The sequence below is a fragment of the Microbacterium aquilitoris genome (genome assembly GCF_031932285.1).
Taxonomy (GTDB): Bacteria; Actinomycetota; Actinomycetes; order Actinomycetales; family Microbacteriaceae; genus Microbacterium; species Microbacterium aquilitoris.
Genome location: NZ_JAUZVT010000002.1, coordinates 296,218 through 316,236, shown reverse-complemented (window position 1 = coordinate 316,236; position 20,019 = coordinate 296,218). Strand labels below are relative to the sequence as shown.

Annotated in this window: 19 protein-coding genes; 2 read left to right on the top strand and 17 right to left on the bottom strand. The window is 70.0% G+C overall.

What is annotated here, in order from left to right:
* Positions 1–14: 14 nt before the first annotated feature.
* From atpA to prmC, 9 genes are all read right to left on the bottom strand, one after another.
* On the bottom strand, positions 15–1,655 hold the full coding sequence (gene atpA / locus Q9S78_RS08295) for a F0F1 ATP synthase subunit alpha (protein ID WP_018188625.1): 1,641 nt from the start codon (positions 1,653–1,655) through the stop codon (positions 15–17).
* Positions 1,656–1,729: 74 nt separating this feature from the next.
* A complete protein-coding gene (locus tag Q9S78_RS08290; protein WP_116228682.1) occupies positions 1,730–2,518 on the bottom strand; it encodes a F0F1 ATP synthase subunit delta in 789 nt (262 codons plus the stop codon).
* Entirely contained in the window at positions 2,518–3,072 is a 555-nt protein-coding gene (locus Q9S78_RS08285) for a F0F1 ATP synthase subunit B (protein WP_116228681.1), read from the bottom strand. Before Q9S78_RS08285 ends, Q9S78_RS08290 begins: the two co-directional genes overlap by 1 nt.
* Positions 3,073–3,101: 29 nt before the next feature.
* Complete coding sequence (gene atpE, locus Q9S78_RS08280; protein WP_018188628.1) at positions 3,102–3,335, bottom strand: ATP synthase F0 subunit C; 234 nt, start codon at positions 3,333–3,335, stop codon at positions 3,102–3,104.
* A 46-nt stretch (positions 3,336–3,381) separates the two neighbouring features.
* Positions 3,382–4,173, bottom strand: a complete 792-nt coding sequence (atpB, locus tag Q9S78_RS08275; RefSeq protein ID WP_311857930.1) for a F0F1 ATP synthase subunit A — start codon at positions 4,171–4,173, stop codon at positions 3,382–3,384.
* 129 nt (positions 4,174–4,302) lie between these two features.
* Positions 4,303–4,812 (bottom strand): Cg1360 family ATP-synthase-associated protein, encoded by a 510-nt coding sequence (locus tag Q9S78_RS08270; RefSeq protein WP_116228679.1) that lies wholly within the window; start codon positions 4,810–4,812, stop codon positions 4,303–4,305.
* A complete protein-coding gene (locus Q9S78_RS08265; RefSeq protein ID WP_018188632.1) occupies positions 4,809–5,969 on the bottom strand; it encodes an MraY family glycosyltransferase in 1,161 nt (386 codons plus the stop codon). Before Q9S78_RS08265 ends, Q9S78_RS08270 begins: the two co-directional genes overlap by 4 nt.
* Positions 5,966–6,661, bottom strand: coding sequence for an L-threonylcarbamoyladenylate synthase (locus Q9S78_RS08260; protein ID WP_116228678.1), 696 nt, complete (start codon positions 6,659–6,661; stop codon positions 5,966–5,968). Before Q9S78_RS08260 ends, Q9S78_RS08265 begins: the two co-directional genes overlap by 4 nt.
* 80 nt (positions 6,662–6,741) lie before the next feature.
* Positions 6,742–7,632: a peptide chain release factor N(5)-glutamine methyltransferase gene (gene prmC, locus Q9S78_RS08255; protein WP_020096823.1), complete on the bottom strand. Its 891-nt coding sequence runs from the start codon at positions 7,630–7,632 to the stop codon at positions 6,742–6,744.
* Positions 7,633–7,762: 130 nt separating this feature from the next.
* On the opposite strand from prmC, the gene cysK reads away from it, so the two are divergent.
* Positions 7,763–8,698, top strand: a complete 936-nt coding sequence (gene cysK / locus Q9S78_RS08250) for a cysteine synthase A (RefSeq protein ID WP_018188635.1) — start codon at positions 7,763–7,765, stop codon at positions 8,696–8,698.
* A gap of 29 nt (positions 8,699–8,727) precedes the next feature.
* A complete protein-coding gene (gene epsC, locus Q9S78_RS08245) occupies positions 8,728–9,333 on the top strand; it encodes a serine O-acetyltransferase EpsC (protein ID WP_020096822.1) in 606 nt (201 codons plus the stop codon).
* A 6-nt stretch (positions 9,334–9,339) separates the two neighbouring features.
* Here epsC and prfA read toward each other — a convergent pair whose 3' ends face one another.
* The 8 genes from prfA to Q9S78_RS08205 all read right to left on the bottom strand — a co-directional run bounded on the left by prfA (position 9,340) and on the right by Q9S78_RS08205 (position 19,999).
* Positions 9,340–10,419, bottom strand: a complete 1,080-nt coding sequence (prfA, locus tag Q9S78_RS08240; protein WP_018188637.1) for a peptide chain release factor 1 — start codon at positions 10,417–10,419, stop codon at positions 9,340–9,342.
* Between the two features lie 10 nt (positions 10,420–10,429).
* Positions 10,430–12,496 carry a transcription termination factor Rho gene (gene rho, locus Q9S78_RS08235; protein WP_311869972.1) on the bottom strand — a complete coding sequence of 689 codons (2,067 nt, stop codon included), beginning with the start codon at positions 12,494–12,496 and terminating at the stop codon, positions 10,430–10,432.
* A 163-nt stretch (positions 12,497–12,659) separates the two neighbouring features.
* Positions 12,660–13,592 (bottom strand): homoserine kinase, encoded by a 933-nt coding sequence (gene thrB / locus Q9S78_RS08230; protein WP_311857499.1) that lies wholly within the window; start codon positions 13,590–13,592, stop codon positions 12,660–12,662.
* Complete coding sequence (thrC, locus tag Q9S78_RS08225; RefSeq protein ID WP_018188640.1) at positions 13,589–14,671, bottom strand: threonine synthase; 1,083 nt, start codon at positions 14,669–14,671, stop codon at positions 13,589–13,591. The genes thrB and thrC overlap by 4 nt, the downstream gene beginning before the upstream one ends.
* 1 nt (position 14,672) lies before the next feature.
* Positions 14,673–16,010, bottom strand: coding sequence for a homoserine dehydrogenase (locus Q9S78_RS08220; protein ID WP_018188641.1), 1,338 nt, complete (start codon positions 16,008–16,010; stop codon positions 14,673–14,675).
* On the bottom strand, positions 16,007–17,431 hold the full coding sequence (gene lysA, locus Q9S78_RS08215; RefSeq protein ID WP_311857500.1) for a diaminopimelate decarboxylase: 1,425 nt from the start codon (positions 17,429–17,431) through the stop codon (positions 16,007–16,009). The genes Q9S78_RS08220 and lysA overlap by 4 nt, the downstream gene beginning before the upstream one ends.
* A 107-nt stretch (positions 17,432–17,538) precedes the next feature.
* Entirely contained in the window at positions 17,539–18,330 is a 792-nt protein-coding gene (locus tag Q9S78_RS08210) for an LmeA family phospholipid-binding protein (protein WP_026303028.1), read from the bottom strand.
* Position 18,331: 1 nt separating this feature from the next.
* Entirely contained in the window at positions 18,332–19,999 is a 1,668-nt protein-coding gene (locus Q9S78_RS08205; RefSeq protein WP_020096815.1) for an arginine--tRNA ligase, read from the bottom strand.
* Positions 20,000–20,019: the final 20 nt, after the last annotated feature.

The window sequence follows — 20,019 nt, the reverse complement described above, 5'->3', positions numbered from 1 at the left end:
GTCTCCCGTCGGCGTCAGCCGCGGCGGCCCTTGACGATCTTCTCCTGGTTCACGTCATCGACGTCCGCAGCAGCGACCTCTTCGTGACCCGGCGTGCCGAGTGCCTGACCCTTGCCGCCCTGGAACTCGAGGACGAAGGCGTCGACGGCCTTCTCGAGCTCGCCGGCGGTGTTGTCGTCGAGCACGTTCGAGTCGCGCAGGGTGTCGAGGATCGACGTGTTCCGCTTCAGGTGGTCGAGCAGTTCGCGCTCGAAACGGAGGACGTCCTCCACCTCGATCGTGTCGAGCTTGCCGTTCGTTCCGGCCCAGATCGAGACGACCTGCTCCTCGACGGGGTACGGCGAGTACTGCGGCTGCTTCAGGAGCTCCGTCAGACGTGCACCACGAGCCAGCTGTCGACGCGACGCGGCGTCGAGGTCGGATGCGAACATCGCGAAGGCCTCGAGCGAGCGGTACTGGGCGAGCTCGAGCTTGAGCGTTCCCGAGACCTTCTTGATCGACTTCACCTGGGCGTCGCCACCGACACGCGAGACCGAGATACCCACGTCGACCGCGGGACGCTGGTTGGCGTTGAAGAGGTCGGACTGCAGGAAGATCTGGCCGTCGGTGATCGAGATCACGTTGGTCGGGATGTACGCCGAGACGTCGTTGGCCTTGGTCTCGATGATGGGGAGACCCGTCATCGAACCGGCACCGAGCTCGTCGGACAGCTTCGCGCAACGCTCGAGCAGACGCGAGTGCAGGTAGAAGACGTCACCGGGGTACGCCTCACGGCCCGGCGGACGACGCAGGAGCAGCGATACCGCGCGGTAGGCCTCGGCCTGCTTGGACAGGTCGTCGAAGATGATCAGGACGTGCTTGCCCTCGTACATCCAGTGCTGACCGATGGCCGAGCCGGTGTAAGGAGCGAGGTACTTGAAGCCCGCGGGGTCGGATGCCGGGGCCGCGACGATCGTCGTGTACTCCATGGCACCGGCGTCCTCGAGGGCGCCCTTCACCGAAGCGATGGTCGAGCCCTTCTGGCCGATCGCGACGTAGATGCAGCGGACCTGCTTCGTGACGTCGCCCGACTCCCAGTTGGCCTTCTGGTTGATGATCGTGTCGATCGCGATGGCCGTCTTGCCGGTCTGACGGTCGCCGATGATCAGCTGGCGCTGACCGCGGCCGACTGGAATCATCGCGTCGATGGCCTTGATGCCGGTCTGCATCGGCTCGTGGACCGACTTGCGCTGCATGACGCCGGGCGCCTGCAGCTCGAGGGCACGGCGGCCGGTCGTGGCGATCTCGCCGAGACCGTCGATCGGGTTGCCGAGCGGGTCGACGACGCGGCCGAGGTAGCCCTCGCCGACACCGACCGAGAGGACCTCGCCGGAGCGGGTGACCTTCTGGCCGGCTTCGATGCCCGAGAAGTCACCGAGGACGACGACACCGATCTCGTGCTCGTCGAGGTTCTGCGCGAGGCCTTCGACGCCGTTCTCGAAGCGCACGAGCTCGTTCGCCATCACGCCGGGCAGGCCCTCGACGTGGGCGATGCCGTCCGCGGCGTCGACGACGGTGCCGACCTCGGTCGCCGCTGCCCCGGTGGGCTCGTAGGCGGCGACGAAGTCTTTCAGCGCGTCACGGATGACGTCGGGGCTGATGGACAGTTCTGCCATGGTCTTCCTTCTTAGTGAGGTCTTGTGGCGGGCACCTGGCCTGCCGGGTCCGCTCCTCGGTGGAGCGGGAAGAGTCAGCCCGCCAGACGCTGGCGGAGGTCGCCCAGTCGGGACGAGACGGTGGCGTCGATCACGTCGTCGCCGATCTCGATGCGGACACCGCCGACGACCGTGGGGTCGAGGACGACGTTCAGCGAGACCTCGGTGCCGTAGCGCGCCGCGAGGGTGCGCTGGAGGCGGGACGTCTGCTCGTCGGTGAGCTCCGCGGCCGCGAAGACGGTGGCCACGGCGCGTCCCCGCTGGTCCGCGACGACACGCAGCGCACGGCTGAGCATCGAGCGGACCCGTCGTTCCCGCGGTACCTGGACGAGAGACGACACGATCGCAACCGTCGATGCGGCGGCGCGGCCGTTCAGCAGGCTCTCGATGAGCGCGCCCTTGGCGGATGCGTCACCGAGCCGGCTGCCCAGCGCGAGCTCAAGCTCGGGGTTGGCGGCGATCGTGCGCGCCACGGAGAAGAGCTCGGCCTCGACGTCGACCTGCGGCTCGGCCATGGCGGCGGCGCGGACGCCGGCCTCCTCGATCCCCGAGATCAGGTCCGCCGACGACGACCAGCGCTCGGCGACGGCCGCGTCGAGGACCGACCCGGTCGCAGCCGAGTACCCGCCGAAGACGCGCAAAACGAGCGCACGTCGAGCTTCGGCGGGCACCGAGGCATCCGAGAGCGCGCCGCTCAGCTGCGACGAGCCGGCCAGGGTGCGCACCGCGGCGAAGAGCTCGCGGGCGACACCGAGGTCGACGCCCGGCGCGGCCGTGAGGGCCGACGTCGTCGCCGCGAGGGCTTGAGTGGTCGCGCTGCCCATTACTTCGCTGCCTTCTCGGAGGATTCGAGGTCGGCCAGGAAGCGGTCGACCACGGCCTTGGCCTTGGCGTCGTCGGACAGCGTCTCGCCGATGACACCACCGGCGAGGTCGAGGGCGAGGGTGCCCACTTCGCTCCGCAGCGAGACGAGCGCGGTCTGGCGCTCGGCCTCGATCTGGTGGTGCGCAGCGGAGGTCAGGCGTGCGGCCTCGGCCGACGCGTTGTCCTTGGCCTCGGCGACGATCTTCTTACCGTCCTCGCGGGCGGTCTCGCGGATCTCGCCGGCCTCCTTGCGAGCCTCGGCCAGCTGGGCCGTGTACTCCTCGAGGGCGGCTTCCGCCTTGCGCTGAGCCTCGTCGGCCTTCGCGATGTTGCCCTCGATGGCAGCGGCGCGCTGGTCGAGCAGGACCTGCATCTTCGGGAGGGCGACCCGCCAGAAGACGAACAGGATCACGACGAAGCAGACCCCGGACCAGATGATGTCGTACCAAGCCGGGATCAGCGGGTTGTGAGACCCGCCCTCTTCGGCTGCGTACGCGACAAGAGCGTTCAGCATCCTGTCTCCTTAGTGATCTGAGTCGCGGTTTACTGGAAGATGAAGTAGGTCGCGATGCCGATGAAGGCGAGCGCCTCGGTGAAGGCGATACCGATGAACATCAGGACCTGCAGGCGACCGGCCAGCTCGGGCTGACGGGCCACGCCCTCGATCGTCTTGCCGACGACGATGCCCACACCGATAGCGGGGCCGATGGCGGCGAGGCCGTAACCCATCGTCGCGACGTTGCCCTCGAGGGCGGCGAGAACCGTAGTTGCGTCCACGGAGGTGTTTCCTTTCGGTTGGATGGCTCGGCGTGCGCCGGACCGCTTAGTGCTCTTCTGCCACCGCGAGCTGGATGTAGACCGCGGTGAGGATGGCGAAGACGTATGCCTGGAGGAAGGCGACGAAGATCTCGAAGATCGTGAAGGCGAACCCGAACGCGAGCGTTCCGGCCGCGAGCGCCGAGAACCAGCCGCCCAGGGTGATGAGGAAGAACTGCGTCGCTGCGAAGAACAGGACGAGCATGAGGTGCCCGACGATCATGTTCATCAGCAGTCGGAGCGTCAGCGTGACGGGCCGGATGATGAACGTCGAGAGGAACTCGAGCGGGATGATCAGGATGTAGAGGAACCAGGGCAGCCCGGGAGGCATCAGCGAGTTGCGGAAGAAGTTCCCGGGGCTCGCCTTGATACCGGCGTAGATGAAGGTCACGTACGCGACGAGCGCAAGGAGGAGAGGCACCGCGACGATCGACGAGCCTGCGATGTTCAGGAACGGGATGACACCCGTGATGTTCATGAACAGCACCATGAAGAAGATCGTGGTGAGGATCGGCAGGAACCGGCGTCCGTCTTTTTTGCCGAGCAGGTCTTCGGCGATGTTGACCCGGACGAAGTCCAGGCCCATCTCGACGACGCTCTGGAAGCGGCCGGGGACGACCGACATGCGGCGGGTGCCGAACCAGAAGATCAGGACGATGGCGATCGTCGCGAGGATCTGGATGAGGTGGATCCGGTTGACGACGAGGGGGCCGATCGAGAAGACCGCATCGGGGAAGAACTCCGAGATCGACGGTCCATGGAACTCGTCAGGGGCGTCTTCGGCGGCAGTAGCGATCAGGGTCGCAGCTTGAGTAAACAGCGCTGGCTCCAGCTTCGGGGCGTCGATCTATCGATCGGGCGACGATGGTCGGTGAGCTGACTCCGCAGGCGTTCCCGTCGGGGTTCAGGCGGGCTCGGAAACAGCCTATCAGGCCTCTGGGGTGCTGGTGTCCCCGTGCCGACGCTCCCCCGCCTCCACCTCTGCGGCCTCGACCTCTGCGGCGGTGGGCAGCGTCGTGTCACTGACTGCCGGCATCCGCATGCGCATCATGACGACGACGTCGACGACGAGCGAGGCGACGATGCTCACGATCAGGGAGATGAGGAACACCATCGGCGTGAGCCAGGGCTGGTCGCGGAGGACGAAGAGCACCACGAGGAAGACGACGAACTTCAGGATCCATCCGCCCATGACCGACCCGAAGAAGATCGGGACGAACAGCGGGTCGCCGTAGAAGCGGTTGGCGATGAGGATCGAGACGATCGTGAACGCGAGGAAGACGGCCGCCATGAGGACCGCCACGAGCGCGCTCGACAGTCCCGAGACGCCTGCCACGAGCAGACCCACGACTCCCCCGACGACGGCGAGGACCAGGGTGACGATGCCCGACCACACCAGAGCGGTGCGGAGCATGCGGGTGGAGGACAGGGCGCTCATGAGAGGGCCTTTCGCTCGGGCGCGACCGGACGTGCACGGCGCGCGGGGGGAAGGGTGACGAGGACGCACGCGACGCATCCGATGATCAGGAAGGCGACACCGGGCCAGTACCGCCCCGGCCACCCCTTCGTCGTGCCGATGTACATCAGGAGGACGGAGAGGGAGACGACCGCGGTCCATGCGTAGAACACGAAGACGGCGTTGCGGTCGGTGTGCCCCATGTCGAGCATCCGGTGATGGAGGTGCTTGCGGTCGGGCGAGAACGGGGACTTGCCCTGCGCCATGCGGCGGACGACGGCGAGACCGAAGTCGACGAGCGGGAGCAGCACGATGACCACGGGGAGGATGACGGGGATGAAGGCACCGAGCAGCTGCGAGCGGCCGAAGAGGTCGTTGTCGCTCAGCAGGTTCGGCGGCAGATTGCCCGTCACGACGATCGCGGACGACGCCATCATGAGCCCGAGCAGGAGCGCACCGGCATCCCCCATGAACATCCGCGCCGGATTCCAGTTGAACGGCAGGAAGCCCGCGCACATGCCGAGCAGCACGATGGCGATGAACACACCCGTGTTGCTCTGCTCGCTGTTGTCGAAATCGCGCACGAGCATGGCGGAGTAGGCGAAGAACACCGCGTTGGCGATGAGGCAGACACCGGCGACGAGGCCGTCGAGACCGTCGATGAAGTTGACCGCGTTCATGACGATCACGATCAGGAGGATCGACAGGCTGATGCTCACCCAGCTCGACACGACGACCTGCTGGCCGAAGGGCAGATAGAAGATCTGGATGCCGCCGAGGAACACGACGATCCAGGCGGCGACGAACTGGGCGCCGAGCTTGATCATCCAGTCGAGGTCCCAGAGGTCGTCGGCGACACCCACCACGACCATGAGCGCGGCGGCCCCGAGGAGCGACCACACCATCGACGGCTCCTGCCAGACGATCGCGAAGGCGGGGAGCTGCGAGGACAGGACGAAGAATCCGAGCATCCCGATGAACATCGCCACGCCGCCCAGCCGCGGCGTGGGGGTCTTGTGCACGTCCCGCTCGCGGATCGCCGGGTGGAGCCCGAATCTCATCGCCACGCGCCACACGACCCACGAGAAGACGAAGGTGAGGGCGCCGGTGATGACGAACGCGAGCAGGTAGTCCCTCACGCGGCGTCGGATTCTTCGGGGTCGACCGGATCGGGCTCGAGGAGGTCGCCGAGGACGTCGCGGAGGCCCTGGCGCGAGACGGCACCGTCGCGGAGGACCGTCACCGGGCGCCGGTCGCGACCGACGAGGCCGGTCGCATCGATGATCGTCGAGGCGACGCCGGTCTCTACGAGGCCGCCGTCGAGGTACACCGAGACGCTGTCGCGGAGCATCTGCACGGCCGAGTCGATCCCGAGCGCGGCGGGCTTGCCCGTCAGGTTCGCGCTGGACACCGCAAGCGGGCCCGTCTCCTCGAGGAGCTCGAGGGCGAAACGGTCGTTCGGCATCCGCACCGCGACGGTGCCGCGCGTCTCGCCCAGGTCCCACCGGAGCGACGGCTGAGCCGGGAGCACGATCGTGAGCCCGCCCGGCCAGAAACGCTCGACGAGACGCTCGACGGGTTCGGGAACCTCGGCCACGAGGGCGCGCATCGTGTCGGGTCCCGAGACGAGGACGGGGGGCGGCGACTGCCGCCCGCGACCCTTCGCGGCGAGCAGGCGAGCCACCGCCGACGCGTTGAAGGCGTCCGCGGCCACACCGTAGACGGTGTCGGTCGGCATCACGATGAGTTCGCCGCGGCCGATCGCTTGCCGTGCCTGGCGGAGAGCGGGCAGCAGCTGGTCGGCGTCACGGCAGTCGAGAACGGGAGACATATCCGCAGCATTCTACGAGGAGCGCCCCTCCTGCACCTGCGAGAACACGGGAGGAGGGCGTCAGAGGGACGTGGTCGAGATCAGGGGCGGAGGGCGGTCGTCGCGCGGTCGCGCAGGGTGAGGTCGGGGTGGGTGGCGGCGCCGCGCCACCCGTCGGCGGTCAGGATCTCGCGGATGCCGGGACCCTGCCACTCGCCGTGCTCGATCACGAGAGTGCCGCCGGGGTGCAGCAGGCGCAGCGCGACGCCCGAGAGGACGCGGACGACGTCCAGACCGTCGGCGCCGCCGTAGAGGGCCGCGGGCGGATCCCAGAAGCGGACCTCGGGGTCGCGCGGGACGGCGTCGTCGGGAACGTACGGAGGATTCGAGACGACGACCGAGACGGTGCCGTCGAGCTCGGGGAAGGCGTCGGCGAGGTCGATGAAGGCGAGCCGGGCGTGCGGTGCCTGCTCCGCGAAGTTCTCCTTGGCCCAGATGAACGCCTCGACCGAGTTCTCGGCGGCGTGCACGCGCGCGTGCGGCACCTCGGTGGCCAAGGCCAGGGCGAGGGCTCCGCTGCCCGTCCCCAGGTCGACCGCGACGGGCTCGGGGCCGGGAGCCTCGCGGAGCGCGTCGATCGCGAGCTGGGCGACCATCTCGGTCTCGGGACGCGGGACGAACACGCCGGGACCGACCCGCAGCTCCATGTGCCGGAACGGCGCCCGGCCGGTGAGGTGCTGAAGGGGTTCGCGCGCCGCGCGGCGTTCGACGAACTCGGCGAAACGCGTCGCCTCGAGCTCCGGCATCCGATCGCCCCGCATCATCGCGGCAGCCAGCTCGCCACGGCCGAGCCCGAGGACATGGGCCGCGAGGAGTTCGGCGTCCACATCGGCCGACGGGACGCCCGCGGCGGCGAGGCGCGCCGCCGCGGTGCGGACGAGGGGTGCGAGGTCGCTGCCGGCGGGCGCGTCGGAGATCCGTGAAGTCGACATGGGAAAGCCCAGGATACCGCGCGCCGCATCGTCACACAGGGCCACCGGCCGCAGGCGCGCCTTAGGCTGGGGGACGCATCGCGGGCACCTGAACCGCGACCCAGATCTCCATCCGCACGGAAGGCATCCCATGACCGGCATCCACTCCGACATCACCAGCGCATTCGGCAACACTCCCCTGGTCCGACTGAACCGCGTATCGGAGGGTCTGCCCGGGACCATCCTGGCCAAGCTCGAGTTCTACAACCCGGCATCCTCGGTCAAGGACCGCCTCGGCATCGCCATCGTCGACGCCGCCGAAGCCTCGGGCGAGCTGAAGCCCGGCGGCACGATCGTCGAAGGCACGAGCGGTAACACCGGCATCGCCCTGGCGATGGTCGGCGCAGCCCGCGGGTACAAGGTCATCCTGACGATGCCCTCGTCGATGTCGGTCGAGCGCCGGATGCTGCTGCGCGCCTACGGCGCCGAGCTCGTTCTCACCGACCCCTCCCTCGGCATGAAGGGCGCGGTCGGCGAAGCCGAGCGCATCGCCGCCGAGACCCCGGGCGCCGTGCTCGCCAAGCAGTTCGCCAACCAGGCCAACGTCGAGATCCACCGGAAGACGACCGCCGAGGAGATCCTCCGCGACACCGACGGCGCCGTCGACTACTTCGTCGCCGGCATCGGCACGGGCGGCACCATCACTGGTGTCGGTCAGGTGCTCAAGGAGCGGGTACCGTCCGCGAAGGTCGTCGCCGTCGAGCCCAAGGACTCGCCGCTGCTGACCGAGGGCAAGCCCGGTCCCCACAAGATCCAGGGCATCGGCCCGAACTTCATCCCCCCGATCCTCGACCAGGGCGTCATCGACGAGGTCCAGGACGTCACGTTCGACGACGCGATCGAGACCGCGAAGAAGGTCGCGACGACCGAAGGCATCCTCGTCGGCATCTCGTCCGGTGCCGCCATCTGGGCCGCGCTTCAGGTCGCGGCCCGCCCCGAGGCCGAGGGCAAGAACATCGTCGTCATCATCCCCTCGTTCGGCGAGCGGTACCTGTCGACCGCGCTCTTCGAGGAGTTCCGCGACTGACCCGCACGCCGACACCCGGAAGGTCCGCCGTGCCCCGCACCGCCCCCTCGTTCGTCCGCAGCGTCGCCGCCGCGGCGCGGTCCGTCCGTGAGGACGTGGCCTCCGCGAAGCTGCGCGACCCCGCGGCCCGCGGCGGCGCCGAGATCGCGCTGCTCTACCCGGGACTCCACGCCGTGTGGAGTCACCGGGTCGCGCACGCGCTGTGGCGGCGCGGCAGGCGGTTCCCGGCGCGCGCACTCTCGCAGGTGTCCCGCTGGCTGACCGGGATCGAGATCCACCCGGGGGCCACCATCGGGCGACGGTTCTTCATCGATCACGGCATGGGTGTCGTCATCGGCGAGACCGCCGAAGTCGGGGACGACGTCATGCTGTACCACGGGGTGACGCTGGGCGGCCGGACCCGGGACGGCGGCAAGCGGCATCCCACCCTCGAGGACGGCGTCGCCGTCGGCGCGGGCGCGAAGATCCTCGGGCCGATCGTGATCGGGGCGCACTCGGTGATCGGGGCGAACGCCGTCGTGACGAAGGATGCCCCCGCGGACTCCGTCCTGGTGGGCGTACCGGCACGCGCGCGTCGGCGCACGGCGAACGAGGACACCCGGGCGATCCTCATGGCGCCCGAGTACCACATCTGACCCGGCTCAGGCCTCCGAGCCGACCGCGGCCAGCTGCGCCTCTTCGTCCGCGGCGATCGCGGAATCGATGAGGGGGCCGAGCGCGCCGTCCATCACCTGGTCGAGGTTGTAGGCCTTGTACCCGGTGCGGTGGTCCGCGATGCGGTTCTCGGGGAAGTTGTAGGTGCGGATCCGCTCGGAGCGATCCATGCCGCGGATCTGCGATCTGCGCGCGTCGGAGGCCGCGGCATCCCGCTCCTCCTGCTGCTTGGCGAGCAGGCGTGCGCGGAGGACGCGCATACCGGCTTCGCGGTTCTGCAGCTGGCTCTTCTCGTTCTGCATCGAGACGACGATGCCGGTCGGCACGTGCGTGATGCGGACGGCGGAGTCCGTCGTGTTGACCGACTGCCCGCCCGGTCCGGACGAGCGGAAGACGTCGATCTTGAGGTCGTTCGGATCGATCTGGACCTCTTCGGGCTCGTCGACCTCGGGGAACACGAGAACGCCGGTCGTCGAGGTGTGGATGCGCCCCTGCGACTCGGTCGCGGGCACGCGTTGCACGCGGTGCACGCCGCCCTCGTACTTCAGGTGCGCCCAGACGCCCTGCGCCGGGTCGCTGGACGAGCCCTTGATCGCGATCTGGACGTCTTTGTACCCGCCGAGGTCCGATTCGTTGCGTTCGAGGAGCTCGGTCTTCCAGCCGCGGGATGCCGCGTACTGCAGGTACATGCGAAGGAGGTCCGCCGCGAACAGCGCCGACTCGGCGCCGCCCTCGCCCGCCTTGATCTCGAGGATCACGTCGCGGGCGTCGTCGGGGTCGCGCGGGATCAGCAGGCGCCGGAGCTTCTCCTGCGTCTCGGCCAGGCGCTGCTCGAGCGCCGGGACCTCCTCAGCGAAGGCGTCGTCCTCCTTGGCCAGCTCCCGACCGGCGGCGAGGTCCTCCTCCGCTCCGTGCCACGCATCGTACGCGGCGACGATGCGGGAGAGCTCCGCGTACCGCCGGTTGACGCGCTTGGCGCGCGACGCGTCGGCGTGCACCGCGGGGTCGGAGAGTTCCTCCTGGACCGCGCGGTGCTCGTCGATCAGCGTCTGGACGGATTCGAACACGGCTCGAGGCTCAGCGGATGCTGTTCTCGTGCGCGTGGCCGCCGGCGGCGGGGGCCGGCATCGACTTCTGCATCTGCACGAGGAACTCGACGTTCGACGTCGTCTCCTTCAGCTTGCCGAGGACGACCTCGAGGGCCTGCTGCTGGTCGAGGCCGGCGAGGGCGCGACGCAGCTTCCACGTGATCTTGACCTCGTCGGCCGAGAGGAGCATCTCCTCGCGACGGGTGCTCGACGCGTTGACGTCGACGGCGGGGAAGATCCGCTTGTCGGCGAGCTGACGCGACAGGCGCAGCTCGCTGTTGCCGGTGCCCTTAAACTCCTCGAAGATGACGTCGTCCATCTTGGAGCCGGTCTCGACGAGAGCCGTGGCGAGGATCGTGAGCGATCCGCCGTTCTCGATGTTGCGCGCCGCGCCGAAGAAGCGCTTGGGCGGGTAGAGCGCCGAGGCGTCGACACCACCGGTGAGCACGCGGCCCGAGGTGGGCGCCGAGATGTTGTAGGCGCGGCCGAGGCGCGTGATCGAGTCGAGGAGGACGACGACGTCGCGACCGAGCTCGACGAGACGCTTGGCGCGCTCGATGGCGAGCTCGGCGACCGTCGTGTGGTCCTCGGCGGGGCGGTCGAAGGTCGAGGCGATGACCTCGCCCTTGACCGTCCGCTGCATGTCGGTGACCTCTTCGGGACGCTCGTCGACGAGGACGACCATGAGGTGGACCTCGGGGTTGTTCGTCGCGATCGCGTTGGCGATCTGCTGCAGGACGATCGTCTTGCCGGCCTTGGGAGGCGCGACGATGAGGCCGCGCTGGCCCTTGCCGATGGGAGCGACGAGGTCGATGATGCGCTGCGTCAGCTTCTCGGGCGCGGTCTCGAGGCGCAGGCGCTCCTGCGGGTAGAGCGGGGTCAGCTTGCCGAACTCGACACGCGTGGCGGCGTCCTCGACTGACAGGCCGTTGACGGCGTCGACCTTGACGAGCGCGTTGTACTTCTGGCGGCTCGACTGCTCGCCCTCGCGGGGCTGCTTGATCGCGCCGACGACCGCGTCGCCCTTGCGCAGGTTGTACTTCTTGACCTGGCCGAGCGAGACGTAGACGTCGCTCTGCCCGGGCAGGTAACCCGTGGTGCGGACGAAGGCGTAGTTGTCGAGGACGTCGAGGATGCCGGCGATCGGGATGAGGACGTCGTCCTCGCCGATCTCGGTGTCGAACTCGTCGCCCGTGGACTGCCCGCGGCGCTTGTTGCGCTGGCGGCCGCGGCCCTGGCCCTGCTCGTCGTCGGAGACCGACTCGGCGGCAGGCTTGTCGGCGGGCGCGTTCTGAGCGTTGCCGTTCTGAGCGTTGCCGCCCTGGCCGTTGCCGCCCTGGTTGCCGTTCTGGCCGTTCTCGCCCTTGTTGCGGTTGCGGCTGCGGCTGCGGCTGCGCGACCGGCTGCGGCCGGTCCCCTCGCTGGAGCCCTCGGAGTCGTCTCCGGATGCCGCGGTGTTCGCGTCGCTCGATGCGGACACGTTCGCGTCGTCGGATGCCTGCTCGGCGGGTGCCTCGGCTGCGGCCGGGGCGGCGCTGGTCTCGGTCACCGGAGCGTCCGCCGGCGTGGCGTCAGCGGCTGCCGGATCGGCGTCGGCGGCAGCAGCGGCGTCGGCGGCAGGCGTTGCCTCGGCGGCAGGAGCGTCACCGCTCTTGGCACGACGCGGCGCACGCTTGCGCGGCGCCTTCGCCGGCTTCTCGTCGGCCGGCTTCTCGTCAGCTGATGCCTCGACTGCGGGTGCAGCGTCCTGGGCGACGGTCTCGTCTGCGACGGCCTCGTCTGCGACGGGCTCGGCTGCAGCAGCGGCCTTCTTCGCGGAGGTCCTCCGTGCGGGGCGCTTCGCCTGCACGGGCTCCTCGGCGGGCGCGGCGGCCTCGTCGGTGGACGGCTCGGTCGCCTCGTCTGCGACGGGGGCGGCTTCGACGGCAGTCGAGTCGGCGGTGTCCGCAGCGGCATCCGTCGTCGCGTCCTGCGCGGCGGCCGTGGTGGTCTCGTCGGCGGCAGCGCCGCCGGTGGCGACGTCGTCGCCGGTCTGGATCTCGGAGATGGACTCCACGAGTTCTCCCTTTCAGATGTGGAAAGTCATAACCGCAGGTGGTTCCGTCCACGACGGATCCGAATCCTCAGCGGGGTGTTCGCGCAGGCACAGAGTTGCGCAGGCCCGTCAGGAGGGGTGTGCGGTGGTTCGCAGACTGCGAGTGGAGGGCAGATTCACGTGATTACGTGGCATCCTCCGTATGGTCCCTCACTGTACCACCCCGCACATCGACGGCCAGCAGGAGAGGTTTCCATGGCGTGTCCGTCGACGTCGCGGCGTACTCGACCGCCTCGAGTCGGCGTCCCGGCCCGTCGGCGAGGACGAGGACGCTGGGTCCCGCCCCCGAGACGACGGCGGCAAACCCGGCGGCACGCAGGCCCTGCACGAGTGCATCCGTCGCGGGCATCGCCTGCGCCCGGTAGGACTGGTGGAGCTTGTCCTCCGTCGCCGCCATGAGCAGTTCGGGGCTCTGCGTCAGCGCCGCGATGAGCAACGCCGACCGCGACACGTTGAAGACGGCGTCCTCGCGCGTGACGTGGAGCGGCGCGAGACCGCGCGCGACCGAGGTCGACATCGTGAACTCGGGGACGAAGACGAGCGGTGAGACGCCGCGGTGGACGGCCAGCTTCTTGTGCTGCGGCCCCGTGGAGTCCATCCACGCGATGGTCAGCCCGCCGAACAGAGCGGGCGCCACGTTGTCGGGGTGCCCCTCGAGCTCGGTCGCCAGGCGCAAGAGGGTCTCGGGGCCGAGGGTGACGTCGCCCTCGAGCAGTCCCTGCGCCGCGAGCAGTCCCGCCACGACGGCGGCACCGGAGGATCCCATCCCGCGGCCGTGAGGGATCACGTTGTGCGCGCGCAGACGGATGCCGGGCATCGGCCGGCCGGCCGCCTCGAACGCGTACGCCATCGAGCGCACCACGAGGTGCGAGGCATCCGTCGGAACCTCGGCGGCCCCCTCCCCCGAAACCTCGATCTCGAGGCCCGGACCGTCGAGCGCGGTCACGACGAGTTCGTCGTGGACGCTCAGGGCGAGACCGAGCGTGTCGAAGCCGGGCCCGAGGTTGGCGCTCGTCGCGGGGACGCGAACGGCGACGGAGCGCCCCGCGAGCGTCATCCCGCCACGCGGGTGAGGTCGAGCGCGGAGGCCACCTCGCTGGTCGCCGCGTCCACGACGATGGGCTCGACCTGCGAGCCGTCGGGGTTGCGGAGCGCCCACTGCGGGTCCTTCAGGCCGTGGCCGGTGACGGTGAGGACGACCTTGGCGCCGTTCGGGATGACACCCGCCTCGGCACGGTCGAGCAGACCGGCGACGCTGATCGCCGACGCCGGCTCGACGAAGACGCCGACGGTGCCCGCGAGGAGCTTCTGCGCCGCGAGGATGCGCTCGTCGTCGATCGCGCCGAACCAGCCGTCGGTGGCTGCGCGGGCTTCGAGGGCGAGGTCCCACGACGCGGGGTTGCCGATGCGGATGGCCGAGGCGATCGTCTCGGGGTTCTTCACGACCTCGCCGCGCACGAGCGGCGCGGAGCCCTCGGCCTGGAAGCCGAACATGCGGGGCACGCGCGTCGCGACGCCGCGCTCGGCCTCTTCGCGGTAGCCGCGCGAGTAGGCGGTGTAGTTGCCGGCGTTGCCGACGGGGATGAAGTGGAAGTCCGGGGCGTCGCCGAGCTGGCTGACGACCTCGTACGCGGCCGTCTTCTGTCCCTCGATGCGGTCGGGGTTGACCGAGTTGACGAGGTGCACCTTGTACCCGCCGGCGAGCTCGCGCGCGATCTCGAGGCAGTCGTCGAAGTTGCCGCGGATCTGGATGAGCTGGCCGCCGTGGGCGACGGCCTGGCTGAGCTTGCCCATCGCGATCTTGCCCTCGGGGACGAGGACGGCGGCTGTGATGCCGGCGTGCGCGGCGTAGGCGGCCGCCGATGCCGAGGTGTTGCCGGTCGAGGCGCAGATGACGGCCTCGGCTCCGTGCTCGACGGCACGGGAGAGGGCGACGGTCATGCCGCGGTCCTTGAACGAGCCCGTCGGGTTCATGCCCTCGAACTTGATGTAGACATCGGCACCGGTGATGCGCGACAGCGACGCCGCCGGGATGAGCGGGGTGCCGCCCTCGCCGAGCGTCACGACGGTCGAGGCGTCGGTGACGCCCAGTCGATCGGCGTACTCGCGGAGGACTCCGCGCCAGACGTGTGCCATGTCAGTCTCCTTCTACCCGCAGGACCGAGACCACCCGACGCACCGCGCTGGTGGCAGCGAGGCGCTCGACGGTGTCGGCCAGGTCCTGCTCCCGGGCCGTGTGGGTTCCGATGACGAGGTGCGCGACGGCATCCCCGCTGTCCTGGGCGACGGCGCCGCCCGAGGTGGTCTGTTCGACGGTCGCGATGGACACGTTCCCGTCGCTGAGGATGCCGGCGACGGTGGCGAGCACACCCGGCCGGTCATCGACTTCGAGCGTGATCTGGCAGCTCGTCCGGATGCGGCCGATCGGCACGATCGGCAGGCCGCCGCGCGTCGACTCGCCGACTCCGGGTCCGCCCGCGACGTGGCGCCGCGCAGCCGAGACGACGTCGCCGAGGACGGCGGACGCGGTCTGCACTCCCCCGGCACCCGCGCCGTAGAACATCAGGTCACCGGCGGCCTCGGCCTCGACGAACACGGCGTTGTTCGCGCCGTGCACCGAGGCGAGGGGGTGCTCGCGGGGAACCAGAGCGGGGTACACGCGGACAGAGATCGCCTCGCCGTGCGGCGCGGCGTCGGGCTGGTCGACGAGACGTTCGCACACGGCGAGGAGCTTGACGACGTAGCCGGCCTTGCGGGCGGCCTCGATGACGCCGGCATCCACGGCCGTGATGCCTTCGCGGTGCACGGCGTCGAGCGGCACGGTCGTGTGGAAGGCGAGGCTCGCGAGGATCGCCGCCTTCTGCGCGGCGTCGTACGCCTCGACATCCGCCGTCGGGTCGGCCTCGGCGTAGCCGAGCCGCTGCGCTTCGGCGAGCACCTCGTCGAAGCCGAGACCTTCGCGGTCCATGCGGTCGAGGATGTAGTTCGTCGTGCCGTTGACGATGCCCATGATCCGTCGCACCCGGTCGCCGGCGAGCGAGTCGCGGAGCGGCCGGATGATCGGGATCGCGCCGGCGACGGCCGCCTCGTAGGCGACGGTGGCCCCGACCTGGTCGGCGGCGTCGAAGATCTCGCTGCCGTGGGTCGCCAGGAGCGCCTTGTTCGCCGTGACGACGTCGGCGCCGGAGGAGAGGGCGTGGAGGATGCGGGTGCGGGCGGGCTCGAGCCCCCCGGTGACCTCGATCACGATGTCGGCGCCCGCGATGAGGGTGTCGGCGTCGGTCGTGAACAGGTCGCGGGGAAGGTCCGCTTCGCGCGGGGCGTCGACGTCGCGGACGGCGATCCCGACGAGGTCGAGCGGTGCTCCGGCTCGGTCGGCGAGTTCGTCGGCGTGGGTCAGCAGCAGCCGGGCGACCTGGGATCCGACGGCGCCGGCTCCCAGGAGCGCGACGCGCAGGCGGCGGGGTTCGATCATGCGGACTCCTCGGAGGTGCGGGATGCCGGTGCGACGCCGAGGTCGCGCGCCAGCAGGTCGTTCTCGTCCTCGCCGCGGACGATCAGCCGAGCTGTGCCGGCGCTCACGGCCACGACGGGAGGTCGGGTCAGGTAGTTGTAGTTGCTCGCGAGCGAGAAGCAATAGGCGCCTGTCGCCGCGACGGCGACGAGGTCGCCGGGCTCGACGTCACCGGGGAGGTACTCGTCCGACACCACGATGTCGCCCGCCTCGCAGTGGCGCCCCACGACGCGCGTGAGAGCGGGGGCGGAGTCGCTCCGGCGGCTCGCGATGCGCGCGCTGTAGTCCGCGCCGTACAGGGCTGTGCGGGCGTTGTCGCTCATGCCGCCGTCGACGCTCACGTAGAGCCGTTCGAGGTCGTCCGAGACGCGCACCGGCTTCACCGTGCCGACCCGGTACAGGGTCACCCCGGCGCGTCCGACGATGGTGCGGCCCGGCTCGAAGGCGAGCTCGGGCATCGGGATGCCGCGGCTCTCGCACTCGCGCGCGACCGCCGCGACGATGCCGTCGGCGAGCTCCGCGATCGGGGTCGGGTCGTCCTTGGACGTATAGGCGATGCCGAAGCCGCCGCCGAGGTTCAGGAGGGGAACGTCGCCTCCCTCGCGGAGCCGAGCGTGCAGCTCCACGACACGAGCGGCGGACTCGGCGAAGCCGGCGGTCCCGAAGATCTGCGAGCCGATGTGGCAGTGCAGTCCCGCGAAGCGCAGCGACGGAAGTTCTCGGATGCGGGCGACGGCGGCCTCGGCATCCGTCAGCGCGAAGCCGAACTTCTGATCCTCGTGGGCCGTCGCCAGGAAGTCATGGGTCTCGGCGTGCACGCCGCTGTTGACGCGGATGAGGACGGTCTGGACGCGCCCCTGGGACTCGGCTTCGGCGGCGATCCGCTCGATCTCGACGAGCGAGTCGATGACGATGGAGCCGACGCCGACCCGAACCGCGCGGCTGATCTCGGGCAGCAGCTTGTTGTTGCCGTGGAGACCCAGGCGGGCGGGGTCCGCTCCCGCCGCGAGCGCGACGGCGAGCTCGCCGCCGCTGGCGACGTCGACACCGAGGCCCTCGGCGGTGACCCAGCGCACGACGTCGGTCGTAAGCAGAGCCTTGCCCGCGTAGTAGACCCGGGCCGTGCCGCCGTGGCGGGCCGCGGCATCCTGGAACGCCGTCAGCACCTCGCGGGCGCGAGCGCGGACGAGGTCCTCGTCGACGACGTACAGCGGGGTGCCGAACCGCTCGGCGAGTTCCACCGCGGACACTCCTCCGAAGACGATCGCCCCGGCGTCGTCGCGGACGGATCCCTCCGGCCACACGGCCTCGACGAGCGCGTTCGCGTCATGCGGCTGAGTCAGCCACTCGGGCACGGCGGGACGGTCGGAGGTGGTGGACACGCAGGGGCACCAATCGGGGTGGGAACGGGTACGTCGGGCGGTGTGGCCACGCCCCGACGGTGCCCACAGTCTAGGGCACCGGGGCGGAGCACCCCGGCTCCGTGACGCTAGCGGTCGCCGTCGCAGGAACCGGGTTCCTGCGCGGCCTTGTCGCGGAGGATGGCACTGTCGATCTCGAAGTCCGCGACGATCCCGCGCTCCGCGACGGAGACACCCGTGAGGGTCATCGCCTTCGGCAGGTACTGAGACACGCAGACCGGCAGCTCCTCCAGCATCGAGCCGACGAGCGGACCGAGCTGCTGGCGGAGCGCGTCGGCCGACACATCTGCGCCGCCGAGACGGAAGGTCGTGGGCGACAGGACGATCTGGCCGTCGCGGGCGGCGGGCGACAGGGTCACCCCCACGGGGACCGACGTGCCGAGGATCGGGAACGCGGTGTCGAGGGCGACGTCGGGCGGATCGAGCGTCACCGACTCCGCGGGGAAGCCGTCCACCTTCGACAGCAGGGCGCGGGTCTGAGCCTGATCCAACACGACCGTCGCGTTCGCCGACGACCAATCGGCACCGGTGTACATCGGAACGTCGTCCGCTGTCACGTCGACGTCCGCCGTGATGCCGTTGAGCTCGACATCGTCAGCGCTCAGCCTGATCTCGGGCAACTGTCCGACCACGACGAGAGGCAGCAGGAGCGGCGCGGGGATGTCGACGTCGATCTTCTGGTCGGCCGGGAGGCCGACGTTCTGGACGATCTGATCGCGGATGATCTGCGGCGTGACGATGCGTGCCGCGACCTCCGCCGCGACGAGGAGTCCGACGACCGCGAGGACGATGACGACCGCCCAGGTGACCCCTCGACGGGGACGACGGCGAGCAGGCCGGACCTCGGTCACGGTCGCCACGTCACATCCGTTCGGGCGCGCTGACGCCGAGCAGGTCGAGTCCGTTGCGCAGGACCTGACCCGTCGCGTCGTTCAGCCACAGGCGCGTGCGGTGCACGTCCGTGACCTCCTCGTCGCCGAGCGGGGTGACGCGGCACGAGTCGTACCAGCGGTGGTAGAGGCTCGCGAGCTCCTCGAGGTAACGGGCGATGCGGTGCGGTTCGCGCAGCTCCGCCGCGAAGGCGACGAGGCGCGGGAACTCCTGCAGCGCGCCCAGGAGCGCGGACTCGGTCTCGTGCGTGAGCAGCTCGGGAGCGAACGCGTCGCGCGCGACGCCGGAATCGGCGGCGTTCCGGGCCACGTTGTGGGTGCGCGCGTGGGCGTACTGCACGTAGAAGACCGGGTTGTCGTTCGTCCGCTTCTGCAGGATCTCGGGGTCGAGCGTGAGCGGCGAATCGGCCGGGTAGCGCGCGAGCGAGTAACGCAGCGCGTCGGTCCCGAGCCATTCGCGCAGGTCGTCGAGCTCGATGATGTTGCCGGCGCGCTTGGAGAGGCGCGCTCCGTTGATGGAGACGAGCTGCCCGATGAGGACCTCGATGTCCTTCTCGGGGTCGTCGCCGGCCGCTCCGGCGAGCGCCTTCAGGCGGTGCACGTAACCGTGGTGGTCGGCGCCGAGCAGGTAGATCTTGTGCGCGAAACCGCGGTCGCCCTTGTTCAGGTAGTAGGCGGCGTCGGCGGCGAAGTACGTGTACTCCCCGTTCGAGCGGCGGATGACGCGGTCCTTGTCGTCGCCGAAGTCGGTGGTGCGCACCCACACGGCGCCGTCGGCGTCGAAGACGTGACCCTGCGCGCGCAGGCGGTCGACGGCCTCGTCGACGAGGCTCGGGCCACCGTCTGCGCTCTTCGCGTGCAGCGTCCGCTCGCTGAAGAAGACGTCGAAGTGGACGTTGAACTTCTCGAGGGATGCCTGGAGCTCCGCGAGCTGCAGTTCGTAGGCCTTGTCGCGGGCCGCGGCCACGCGTGCGTCCTCGGGCAGGTCGGCGATGCCGGGCTCGGCCTCGGCGACACGCGCCGCGAGGTCGTCGATGTAGGCCCCGGCGTAGCCGTCCTCGGGAGCCGGCTCGCCCTGCATGCGGGCGAGCACCGAGCGACCGAACCGGTCCATCTGCGCGCCGGCGTCGTTGATGTAGAACTCGCGGACGAGGGTCGCGCCGCTCGCGAGCAGCAGACGGGCGATCGCGTCGCCGAGAGCCGCCCAACGCGTGTGCCCGATGTGCATGGGACCGGTCGGGTTCGCGCTGACGAACTCGAGGTTGATCGTATTGCCCTCTTGCGAGCGCCCGTGCCCGAAGGCCGTGCCCGCCTCGACGATCGTCTTCGCGAGCGCGCCTGCGGCGGCGGCATCCAGTCGGATGTTGATGAACCCGGGGCCGGCGACCTCGACAGAGGCGATGCCGTCGACGGCGGCGAGCGCGTCGGCGACCTCGGCCGCGAACTCGCGCGGGTTCGCACCGACCTGCTTCGACAGCTTCAGCGCGGCGTTGGACGCCCAATCGCCGTGGTCGCGGTTCTTCGGGCGCTCGACGGGGAAGTCGGCGAGCGTCAGAGCCTCACCGGAGCCGGGTCGTCGCGCCTCCACGAGCGGGGACACGACGGCGAGAAGGGCTGCGGAGAGGGCTTCTGGAGTCATAGCCCGTCAAGTCTACGTTT